The sequence below is a fragment of the Cyclonatronum proteinivorum genome (assembly GCF_003353065.1).
In the GTDB taxonomy this organism is placed as follows: Bacteria; Bacteroidota; Rhodothermia; order Balneolales; family Cyclonatronaceae; genus Cyclonatronum; species Cyclonatronum proteinivorum.
In genome coordinates, this window is the sequence record NZ_CP027806.1 from 4,217,567 (window position 1) to 4,229,246 (window position 11,680).

Annotated in this window: 3 protein-coding genes; 1 reads left to right on the forward strand and 2 read right to left on the reverse strand. The window is 59.8% G+C overall.

Annotated features, from left to right (window positions below):
- Positions 1–578: 578 nt before the first annotated feature.
- Together CYPRO_RS16130 and CYPRO_RS16135 are read right to left on the reverse strand one after the other, a co-directional pair.
- A complete protein-coding gene (locus CYPRO_RS16130) occupies positions 579–5,084 on the reverse strand; it encodes a translocation/assembly module TamB domain-containing protein (protein ID WP_164682875.1) in 4,506 nt (1,501 codons plus the stop codon).
- An 11-nt stretch (positions 5,085–5,095) separates the two neighbouring features.
- The gene (locus CYPRO_RS16135) at positions 5,096–7,075 is read right to left on the reverse strand and encodes a BamA/TamA family outer membrane protein (RefSeq protein WP_164682877.1); all 1,980 of its coding nucleotides are present in this window, start codon (positions 7,073–7,075) and stop codon (positions 5,096–5,098) included.
- Positions 7,076–7,662: 587 nt separating this feature from the next.
- Between CYPRO_RS16135 and CYPRO_RS16140 the strand changes: the two genes are divergently transcribed.
- Complete coding sequence (locus tag CYPRO_RS16140; RefSeq protein WP_114985595.1) at positions 7,663–11,640, forward strand: hydantoinase B/oxoprolinase family protein; 3,978 nt, start codon at positions 7,663–7,665, stop codon at positions 11,638–11,640.
- The last annotated feature ends 40 nt before the right edge of the window (positions 11,641–11,680 follow it).

The following is an 11,680-nucleotide window of genomic DNA, read 5'->3' on the forward strand; positions in this document are numbered from 1 at the left end:
ATGTTAGAATTCCTTTGGCTGTATCTGAAGCGGACACCGAATGGCCCGGTCTGTCAGACCGCCTTATTTTTAAAGATGAATACTTTTTTTTCAAATTTTTGGTGCTGACCGGAAGCTGATTTACCAGCTCTGCCGGTTTCATCATTTATCTATATTCAGTCTAAATATAACCTTGGCAGCACATCCCCCAAAGAAAAAATGAACGAAAACAACACATCTGAAATCCGGAAATTAAGGGGCGCAGGAACCACACATTTTATAGATTTACCGCTAAACAACTAATCGATAGCAATTCCGGATTGCACCCCTGCACGCTTCCAACCCCCAACATCCATTCGTAGCCCTCCTATAATCTTCAAAGGAAGCGGCGCTATATATGCTATCGCAGGCGTGTTAAGTGCTTGCACGGCAGAGGCCCGCTTGTAAACGCTGTGTAAACCGTCCACCGGCTTTGGAGCTGTTCGTGCCTGTTTTTTTTGGAGGAAACTCCGTGAACATCACGGTCTTTCGTGACAGATTGTGACATCCCAAATCAAAGATGAATCCCTTGCTTTTTGTCCGGCGCAGATCCGGCTTTCTCAGTAATCCAGCCGCCAGAGGATGTCAATGCCCGTGCGGAAGTCGTCGCTGCCGGTGATGATCAGCTCGAGGTTCCGGCGCAGCAGGTATTCGATGATGACCTGACTGTTCGGGTCGCTGCCCAGTTCCTGCACGAGCGCTACGAACAGGCGGTCGGACAAAAACTTACCGGCCTTAACCCGCGTGCCGCCCCCGCTTTGGTTCGAAGTTTCGATTTCCACCACATCTACCCCAAGGCGGTCGGCGGCGAGGCTTTGCAGGCGATCGAGCAGCAGATCAAGGGCTGCGTCAGCAACCTGATCCGTCGCACTTGCCCCGCCCGATACGCCTTGTTCCCAGCTTTGAAGCGCATGGAAGGGCCGCCCGAACAGGGTGTAGCTGATGATATCCTGCAGCTCCATTTCCGGCTCACTCGAAAAACTAAACTCAGGCTGATCCACATCCCCGGTAATGCTGTAGCGAATCAGGATGTCATCTTCCCGGCGCACCCGGTAGATGAGCTGAATATCAAACTCGGGATTGTCCGCCGGACCGCTGAATACAATCTGTCCTTCTTCCAGCTCAAAACGGCGTCCCAGCGTCGTCGCCACGCCGCGGACCGTTTCGATAAGGCCGAACACTTCAAGATCGTTGAAAGGTGCTTTCACCACATCGAGGTCACCTTCCAGACCCAGTTCCAATTCCGGATTGGAGCGGTTACGGATGGAAAAACGCCGCGTTACGACCACGTTAAACTCCATTTCAAGGGCGTCAAAAAAGTCCTGTGCGAAGGTATCCGGTTCGTCTTCATCATCAAGCACAACCTGTTCCACCTGCCGCTCCCCGAAATTATCGAGATAGATGTAGCCCCGCTCTACGGTTACGCCCCCGGTGAGCACCGGCGCTTCCAGGGTGCCTTCAAGACGGGCGTTCATGGAAACAAAGGCGTCCAGATCGCGGGTGTTGTATGCCCGAAAGTTGCGCATATTCACATCCACCGAAAACACATCGGGCTGAAAGTCGGCAAGGGTTACATAGCCGGAAGCGGTTAGTGACCCCGAGCTTTCTGCCCTGAATTCCCGCACACGCAGCCGGTCCGGACTCAGCTCGGTATCGGCGGTAATGCGGCTGACCACGATGTTGTTTTCTACCAGCTGAAAGCGCCCGTCCGTAATGCGGACGGTACCGTTGGGCTCAGGCGCAGCAGCCGTTCCGGTAACGAGAATATCGGCATTCAGGCGCCCCCTGAGACCGCGAATGACTTCCGGGTCCAGAAAGTCGCTGAAGGCTGCGAGATCAAAATCGCGGGTGCGTGCTTCAATCTGAATGCCTTCATTTCCTTCCGGCTCTTCCACAGTCAAACTGCGCATATCCACATAAAACGGCACGGTTCCGCTGAATTCGGCAGCAACCTGACCCAGTGAGCGCAGCTCAGACGTCACGGCCAGCTCGGCTTTCTCATTGTTGTACTCAGCTTCCACAAAGAAATTTTCGATGGCTACCCCTGAAGCGCGGGCTTCATTCAACGCCATACGTACCGTCAGCCCCGGCGCGCCCGCTGTACCGGACAGAGCGGATTCAAGGCTGAATCTGCCGCGCAACCCGGCAAGTCCGTTGCGGTCCATAAACGTGCGGTATTTTTCAAGGTTTTGATCCGGCACAATCAGGTAGCCTTCCACAATCTCATCATAAAAACTATCCGGGAAATCTTCTTTATCGCCCAGGCGGAAGGGCAGGCTGAATTGGGCTTCCATAAGGCGGGTATCGCTAAGATCAAGCGCGCTGTTAATTTCCATGCGCTCGTTGAGAATATTCGTGCTTAGGGTGAAGCGGTCGAATGCCAGCCCGTCATAGCGAATATCTGTCACTTCGGTGTCGGCTTCGAGCTGCAGCAGCTGATCGTCAATCAGCAGGCTGACCTGACCGGAAAACATGAGGTCGGCCAGGCGTTCATCCATCAGGGCTTCCTGTACGGCGCCGAGATCGAGCCGCTCGGCCTTCAGCTCAAGCCCGGTCCGCAAGTTGGGCCCGGAAAACGCCTGAAGCGAAAGCGCGGCTCCGTTATCGGAACCCATGCGCAGCTCATCCATCCGGAACGTCTGATCCCGGCCTTCACCGCTGAGTTCAAGCCCGAATGCGGTTTCAAGCAACAGCTCGAAGCCGTCTTCAAGCAGATCCAGCCGCTCGGTACGGTACGTGATGGTATCAGCTATGCGGAACTGCCCTTCGTGGAACAGCCCGAAATCGGAGGTACGCAGGATATTGAGGCGCACATCACCGGTCGTTTCTTCGGCAGCTGCGCGGGTCGTGTTTTGCAGGGTGATATCGGCGAGCTGCATTTCATTCCAGGCCGGCTGCAAAATGCCGAGCGTCAGCTCCAGCTCCGGTTCTTCGATCAGCCTGACTTTCAGACTGCCTTCAGCTTCCTGAACCGTGAATTCATCCATACGAAACCGATCGAACAGCAAGCTTGCTTCAAAAACAGAAACACCCCCGTCAGGCCTGATGACACCCGCAATGCGGCCATTGCCCTGAAGCTCTTCCGCACCCAGAAAACCGGCAAAAGCCTGAATGTTGGAAATTTCCAGGTCGAGATCGAGACGGTTGTCGGGATCGGTGAAATCATCGAGGCGCTGTCGGGCGGTGAGGCTGCCGCTCAGGAAGCGGCTGTCAATTTCGCCATCGCGCAGGTGCAGAATGCCGTCTTCGATTTCGGCCAGAAAGTCGAAGCGGTCGAAAGGTTCACCGAGCACACGGCTGTTGCTGAGGGAGGTTTCCAGGCGCAGCACCAGCTCATCCATGCTAATGCCGCGGCCTTCGAGCTGTGCGCGACCATTCAGGAAGGTAGGCACGTCTTCAAGCTTGGCAATCACGGCGGTATCGAGTTCATCAAAGACAAGCCCAAACTGCCAGGCCGGCACCGGCTCCTGCCATTCGGTGACATCCCCATCCAGCTCAATGCGGCCGCCGGGAGACTCTACGAGCAGCCGGAGTCCGGCTTGGGTACCGGTAATGCTTGCGTTCAGGCGGATGTCGCCCAGCTGATAGTAGGTGAGCACCCGCGGCTGGTCAAGCGCCAGTGCCAGCTTCCAGGGCCGGCTACCAGGCTCGAAGCCTTCCCCCGACACAGCCAGCGTGCCGCTGATGCTGCCATCGAGTTCATCATCCTGCACAAAATAACCGGGGTTGAGTGCGCGAAAGCGGGCGTCCATCTGCCACTGCGGACGCTCTTCCCAAAGCTGTGCCAGCCGGAAATCCGCTTCTGCCCGCTGCCTGTCTTCAAAACGGAGGCTCGTGCGACCTGTGAGCACATCCCCCGATAAAGCCAGCGCCGCTTCAAAACCGCGCAGCCCGATTTGTTCGAACCGGGCTTCCGTCAGGTTGAGCCGGATGTCTGCGGTAGATGCTTCAAAGCGGGTGAGCGGGATTTCGCCGTCGATTTCAGCGGTCAGGATGCCGGCCGTTGCGTCGAGGGTGCTGTCCATGGCGAGGTCCGGGAGGTTGAGCTCGGCCAGCTCGAGGCGCAGGCTGCGGAGAAGGGGTTCCGGCTCGACGGCAAGGCGGGCGTTCAGGTCGAGACGCAGCAGACCCGGCGCATGTAGTCGGATGCCGGTCTCGAAATCGCGCAGGCTGCCGCCGGCGGCGAAGTGGAGCGAAGCCGTATCGAAAGCGGGAATTTCATCGATGTAGGCAAGCAGGTCGGCCCGGCTGATGCGGCCTGTGGTAAGTTCGGCTTCCAGATCGGTGCTTTCGGTGTCGAAAGCGGCTTCGGCTTCGAGCAGCGAGCGGCCCGTAGAGAGTACAAGCCGGTCTAAGGTGATGCGCTCATCGTCGAGACTTGCGGCGGTTTCAAAGCGGATGGGTTCCGGCAGGCGGCCTTCGCGCAGCAGCAGCGAAAGTTCGTGCAGGTCCGCACTTACGGATGCTTCGCTGTAGGTGAGCGTGGCCCGTGCCAGCAGGTCTTCGACACGCAGCCGCTCGTCGGGCAGCAGCAGCGGGGCGGTGATATCCAGGCTGGTGCGGCGCAGTTCGAAATCGGTAAGCTGTAGGGTGAAGCCAAACGGCTCGTCGCTTTCGGGCTCGTCCGGGTCAGGCTCCGGTACGAGCGTCATCAGGTTCCAGCTTGAATCGGGCAGCTGTTCGGCCCGGACATCGAGGCCGCTGAGGTGCATGCGCGGGATCTCGATGGTGCGGCGCAGCAGCGGACGCAGCTTGTAATCCACTTCAAGGGTGTCGAGACGAATGGCCGGTTCGGTTTCCCCGCTGAGCGTCAGTCGCGCCCCGTACAACCGGATGCCGCTGAGCAGGTCGCCTTCCATGCGGTCGAGCTGAAAATCTGCCCCCGTGGTCCCGCTCACGATTTCCACAGCCTGTGCGCGAATCAGCTCAAAAACCCAGTCTGATTTCAGCGCCATCCGCAGCGCTATGCCAAGCAGCAGCAGGCTCAGCAACAGAATCCAAGGCCAGCGACGCCGCTTTTTTACAGGCTTGGGCGCTTGTGTTGGTTGAGATGCGTCATTCTTCATAAAAAATAGCATTAAAAAGCCTGTCCGATACTGAAGTGCAGGGCCCAGCGGTTCACGCCGCCGCGGTCCTGACCATTGAAACGATTGAGATCTTCATCGCTGGGATTCAGCTTCCAGCCGATGTCGAGCCGGATCGGGCCGATGGGCGACATGTACCGGATGCCGCCGCCCGCGCCATACTGAAAATCGCGCGGGTCAAATTCGTTGTAGTTCAGCCAGACCTGACCGCCGTCGAGAAAGCCTGCCAGCTGCACGTTGCGCAGAAAGCCCGGCAAGCCCTGCCGTAGCTCGGTGTTGAACATCAGCACGGCCTGCCCGCCCAAGGGCAGATACTGCCGGAACTCGCCTTCGCTGTTAAACACCGGACGCTTCGGGCCCAGCTGCCGCCGCGAATAGCCGCGCACCGAGTTGGCGCCGCCCGCATAAAAGCGGATGTTGGCCGGAGTATCAAAAGGGTCGCGGGAAAGCAGCAGGCCGGAGTCGGCGCGCAGGGCGAGCTGTGTGGTGGAGCTGAAATCGATGAAGCGGCGCACATCCAGCGAAAACCGCTGGTAGGTGAGCGATCCCGTACCGAAAAGGCCGGAGAATTCCGCATTCGGGCGCACGGCCCAGCCCCGGCTGATGTCGCCCGAAGATTCGTTGTACAGGGCCGATAAACGAAGGGATGAAATATTGAACACCTGCGTGCTGTCGGTGCGCGCACGGCCGCCATCCTTGAGCCGCTCGTCGTTGCGGCTTAGCTCATAGCTCACACTCCCGACCAGAAACTGACTGAAATAATAGGTGATGTTATTGTTGATCCCGTAGCGGTAGATCAGGTAGTTATCTTCATCTTTCCGGAGCGCAAAGGGCGTGATGGCCAGGTTCGAGCGGGGGTTCACAAAACCGGGAATCAGGTATTCCAGGTTGCCCCGCTGTTCAATAAAGGAAGCCCGCGAAGATATCGTGAAGCGATGCCCGTTGCCCAGCGGGTTCCGGTGCGTCCAGGTGACCTGACCCCGCAACAGCTCTTCATTGCCAAAACCGGCCTGCACCTTAACCGACCGCAGCGCCTGTTCCCGAATCCGGATGCGGATATCGACCTCCTCGCCCGGCTCCTGATCAGGCACGCTGATGGTTACCAGTCGCATGAGCGGGTGCCGGAACAGCAGTTGCTGCGCGTCCCGCATTTTTCGCAGGCTGTACACATCCCCCGGCCGGATGGCCGACTGAAACCGGATCAGGTCTTCGGGCACGCTCAACTCGCCTTCCACAAAAATATCGCGGAAAGTCGCAATTTGTTTGGGCTCCATGATCACCCGCACATCGGCCTTGCGTCGCAGGGTGTCCACATCCGCCTCAATGCGGGTACGGGCAAAAGCGAAGCCGGAATTGCGCAGCGCCGTCAGGTAAGCCGATTCGATATCGGGATGTTTCACCGCTTCGTACCGGCGGCTGACCTGCAGCGGATTGTTGTTTTCAGCCCGCTGGAAATCACGCATTTGCCGGATTTCCTCAATTTTCTCCTCGTCCGTGTTTTCGAAAATGAGCTCAAGCGAATGCACGCGGGTCGGCTCCCCTTCATCCACAAAAAACGTAACGAGCCGCTGATGATCGCGGCGTCCTTCCTGAATATCGAAGGTCACTGCCACATCATAAAAACCCCGGCGACGGTAAAACCGCTCAATACGGATGGCGTCGCGCCGCACTTCATTCAGGGAATAATCAAACTCATCCGGCCGCCAGAACTGCATGCGCCTGAAAAAAGCCGGCGCTTCGGTAGCAATAATGTTCATCAGCACCATATCCGGAAAGGTCTCATTCCCCCTGATTCTAACCCGCCGCACCTGCGGTCTCCGGTCTGAACCGTTGTCGATGGCCGGAAACACCGACCTTTCCACAGCATAGGTTCGTTCGCCGGTAGAGAAAGATTCAGCCGCAAGTGTTTGTCCGGCATGAACAAACAAAAGAAACAGTACAGCTAAAAAAGAAGCAGTGATATGGGTACGCAAACAAAAAAAATTAACCGGGATGACCGCTCGGTGAAAATGATAGAATAGAAACGGAGATAAGGCTGAAGCTAAGGGCAACGCAGCCGGGGCACGCATAGTGGGTCTAAAATACGGCATTTACCTAAAAATTTGCGTTCCAGATTCTACACCCGCCCGAGTCACCCCCGGCACCATATCTCAGAAACAAAAAACCAGCCCTGCACCCAAGGCGGCGGCCATGTCGCAGCCTTTTTATTTTTTGGGGAAACTCCGTGGGCATCACTGTTTTTCGTGACAGCTCATAAACCCCAAATCAAAGATGAATCCCGTGGTTTTTGGGTTGGGGAAATCGGATTACACCTGCAAAACCCGAAATGACGGGATGGATGACGGAATAATCCCGTAGCCCGAATTCGAATGCCGGAACCGCACATTTGCCGGTTTTTAATCGGGGTCGCCATCATTAATTCGGGTATTTCCCGCATTGGGGGGCGACCACGAGGGGGGGCGACCACGAGGGTCGCCCCTACGAGGGGCACGGATGCCGGAATAACCCCGTACCCGAATTCCATCGCAAATGCTGGAATCAGCATTCGGGCATTTCCCGCATGCGCGATAACGAAACATCCAAATACACCGCCCGCGATGGGGGCGGGCGTTTTTTTGTTTTTGCAAATATCCCGCTGCATCCCGCGAAAGGTTTTTATTTTGGTGCCATTCACGCAACTCCCATCAACATTTTTTTGATTATGACCCGAACCGCCGAGACCCTGCCCCTGCTGTGTATTGATAAGGGCGGCACGTTTACCGATTGCCTTTTCCGGAAAAGCGGCGGTGCGTTGGTGCGCTTCAAGCTGCTGAGTTCGGGGGAGTGGCGGGTTGCGTGTACAAACGGGGCGAAGCCGGATGAGCTTGCATTGCGGCTTTCGGAAACAGAGCGTGCGCAGGTAAAGCTTGGCGGACTCCAAGGGTTTCAGGCGCGGGTCGCGGGTGACGGCGGAGATGTGCTGTGCCGGGTGACCGAAGCCTGCCCCGACACAGGCCTGCTGCGCTGTGATGCGCCGCTTCCGGCGGATGTGCGCTCAGTTTCGCTGTTCACCGGTGAAGATGCGCCGGTTGTGGCCGCGCGCCTGCTGACCGGCACGCCCGCCGGAGAGCCGCTGCCGCCCCTGCACTGGCGCCTTGCCGGAACACAGACAACAAACGCCCTGCTCGAAGGGCGTCACGCCCCGACCGCCCTGATTCTGAGCGAAGGCTTCGCCGACCTGCTCCGCATCGGCAATCAGCAGCGGCCCGATATTTTCGCCCTCAAAGTTGAACAGCCCGCGCCGCTGTACCGCGCCGTGGCGACCGTGCCGGGCCTGATCAGCGCCTCCGGCGAGGTCCTTGAAAAGCTGCAAGCCGCAGACCTTGAACCGCTGCTCGCCCGCTGGAAAGCCGATGGCATTGAAGCCGTAGCAGTGTGCCTGCGCAATGCGTGGAAAAATCCGGGGCATGAACAGCAGCTCGGGGTGCTCATCAGAGAAGCGGGCTTTGCGCACGTGGTACTTTCCAGCGAAACGGCACCGCTCATCCATTACCTCGACCGCAGCCGGACGACCCTCATCAACGCGCTGCTTTCACCTGTGCTCGCACAGTGGCGGCGTGACCTCACGCAAGCCGCGCCGGACGGCCTCCGCTACGCCATGAGCAGCGCCGGGGGCCTCCTGCCCTTCGCGACCTTCAAGCCGGTGGACAGCCTGCTGAGCGGTCCCGCAGCGGGCGTGACCGGGGCAGCAGCAAGCGGAAAAGCCGCGGGCTTCGACACCCTGCTCACCTTCGACATGGGCGGCACGAGCACGGATGTCGCGCGCATTGCCGGGCGACCGGGTCTTCGGTTCTCGCACCGTGTGGGCGATGCCGAGGTGATGGCGCCTGCCGCCGATATAGAAACGGTCGCTGCCGGGGGCGGCTCCATTTGCCGCTTCGACGGCTACCGGCTACAGGTCGGCCCCGAAAGCGCGGGTGCCGATCCGGGTCCCGCCGCCTACGGACGCGGCGGCCCGCTCACCCTCACGGATATCAACCTGCTGGCCGGACGCATCCCCGCTTCGGATTTCAGCATCCCGCTGGATCTCGCGGCATCCGAGCGGCAGTTCGAAGCGCTGCGGCGAGAGATGGCGACAAGCCCGGGCGTACTGCCGCAGCGCGAAACCCTGATTCGCGACCTGCTCGATATCGCCAACGAGCGCATGGCCGGGGCGATCCGCGCGGTGTCCGTGCAGCGCGGGTACCGGGCATCTGAGCACGCGCTGGTGTCCTTCGGGGGCGCGGGTGGTCAGCATGCCTGCGAACTGGCTGCGTTGCTGGGCATCCGGCAGGTGCTGTTTCCGGGCTTTGCCTCCGTGCTGAGCGCCTACGGACTGATGCACGCACAGCGCGAAGAAATCGCCGAACAACAGCTGCTGCTGCCGTTTGAACGCTGGGTTGCGGAGGCCGCGGACATCATCCAAACCTTGCATCAGGAACTGCGCGACCGTTTTTCGGATGATGAAAACGCGCGGACAGAACTGAGCCTGGTATTGCAGCTCCGTCTTACGGGTCAGGAGGAAAGCCTGCCGGTCACGATGCCGCTTGAGGCGTATGAAGCGGGTCGGGCACGCGAGGAATTTGCGCAGGCCTGGCTCGCGCGCTACGGCATGCCCCTTCGCGATGATGCCCAACTCGAAGCAGCTTCGGTGCGGCTTATCGCCCGACTCCCCAAAGAAACGCCTTCCGAACACATCCATCAAAACAAAACTTCGCAAAGCGGGGAGGGAGTCACAGCATATCCGCAGCGAAAGGTGCAGGTCCTCACCGGTAAACACACGCAGGCCGTGCCGCTGTTGTCGCGGGAAGCGCTCGCAGGTCGGCTGAACCCGCTGCCCGGACCCGCCCTGATTTCCGGCGGGGCGACGACAGTTTACCTTGCCCCGGGCTGGTCGGCGGTGCTCGATGCGAACGGTACCCTGATTGCAGAACGGTCAGCGGACGATACACGGCATCACGCCCCTGAGTCGGATGCCTCGCGGCTGTCGTCGGCGCGGCTGGAGCTGGCGGGGAACCGGCTGCAAAGTATCGCCAACGAAATGGGCGAGGTGCTGCAGCGCAGCTCGGTTTCGGTGAACATCCGCGAACGCCTGGATTTTTCCTGCGCGGTTTTTGATGCGTCAGGTTACCTCGTGGCGAATGCGGCGCACATCCCCGTGCACCTCGGCGCGCTCGGCCTCTGTGTGCGCGGCCTCATGGCCCGGCTGGAGATGAAGCCGGATTCGGTGTACATCACCAATCACCCGGCTTTTGGGGGCTCACACCTGCCGGATGTGACGGTGGTGAGTCCGTTTTTCGCGGAAGGCAGGCTTCAGGCGCTGGTCGCCAACCGCGCCCATCATGCGGAAATCGGGGGCACGCGTCCCGGCTCGATGTCGCCCGATGCCGCACATCTCGGCGAGGAGGGCTGTGTGATTCCGCCGCTGTGCATTGTGGAGGGAAGTCAGCCGCGCTTCGAAGCCCTGCGGGCGTGCCTGACCGATGGTCCGTGGCCGACGCGTGCCCTGCGCGAAAATCTGGGCGATATCGAATCCGCTATTGCCGCCAACCGGCGCGGACTTCAGCGGCTTGCTGACTGGACCGCGCGGCACGGCACTGAAGACCTGCGCGAGAGCATGCAGCTCATTCTCGATTACGGGGAAATCCGGACGCGCGAAATGCTCGCCAAGAGCGGACTTTCCGAAGTCCGCGCGGAGGAGCTGTTAGACGACGGCACGCCGCTTCGGGTGAAGGCCGCGCTGCGCGACGGGCTGCTGCATCTGGATTTCAGCGGCAGCGGGGCGGTACATCCCGGCAACCTGAACGCGACCCCCGCCATCGTGAGCAGCGTAGTGATGTACGTGCTGCGGGTGCTGCTGTCCGAGCCGGTGCCCCTCAATAAAGGCCTGATGCGTGCGGTGCGCCTGCACCTGCCGCCGGGCACGCTGCTGAACCCGGATTTTGGGGAAGCGCCCGAAGCCTGTCCCGCCGTGTTTGGCGGCAATACCGAGGTGAGTCAGCGCCTGACCGACACCCTGCTGAAAGCCTTCGGAAAAGCCGCCTGCTCGCAGGGCACGATGAACAACCTGCTGTTCGGCAACGCGCGCTTCGGCTTCTACGAAACCCTGGGCGGCGGCACCGGCGCGGGGGAAGGCTTCGCGGGCGCGGACGCGGTGCACCATCACATGACCAACACGCGGATCACCGACGCCGAGGTGCTCGAAAGCCGGTACCAGGTGCGGGTCACGCGGCTGGAGATCCGGCAGGACTCAGGTGGGACCGGAAAGTGGCGCGGCGGCGACGGCATGATTCGCGAGCTCGAATTTCTGGAACCGGTCAGCCTCACCCTGCTCAGCGAACACCGGAAACAGCAACCTTACGGACTTGCCGGGGGCGAAGCCGGTGCGTCGGGGCGTCAGCTCATCATCCGCGCGGATGGCAGCACGGAAACCCTCGCGGGGCAGGCTAAAGTACAGCTAAAAGCCGGTGACCGCTTCCGGATTGAAACGCCGGGCGGCGGCGGATTTGGCGCCGGATGATGGTAATTTCTGCACCACACTACCACCTGCACCACAGTTT

Bases quoted from the DNA above. Each gene is read 5' to 3' on its own strand.
- CYPRO_RS16130 (WP_164682875.1), bottom strand. From the start codon at position 5,084: ATGAAGAATGACGCATCTCAACCAACACAAGCGCCCAAGCCTGTAAAA.
- CYPRO_RS16140 (WP_114985595.1), top strand. From the start codon at position 7,663: ATGCGCGATAACGAAACATCCAAATACACCGCCCGCGATGGGGGCGGG.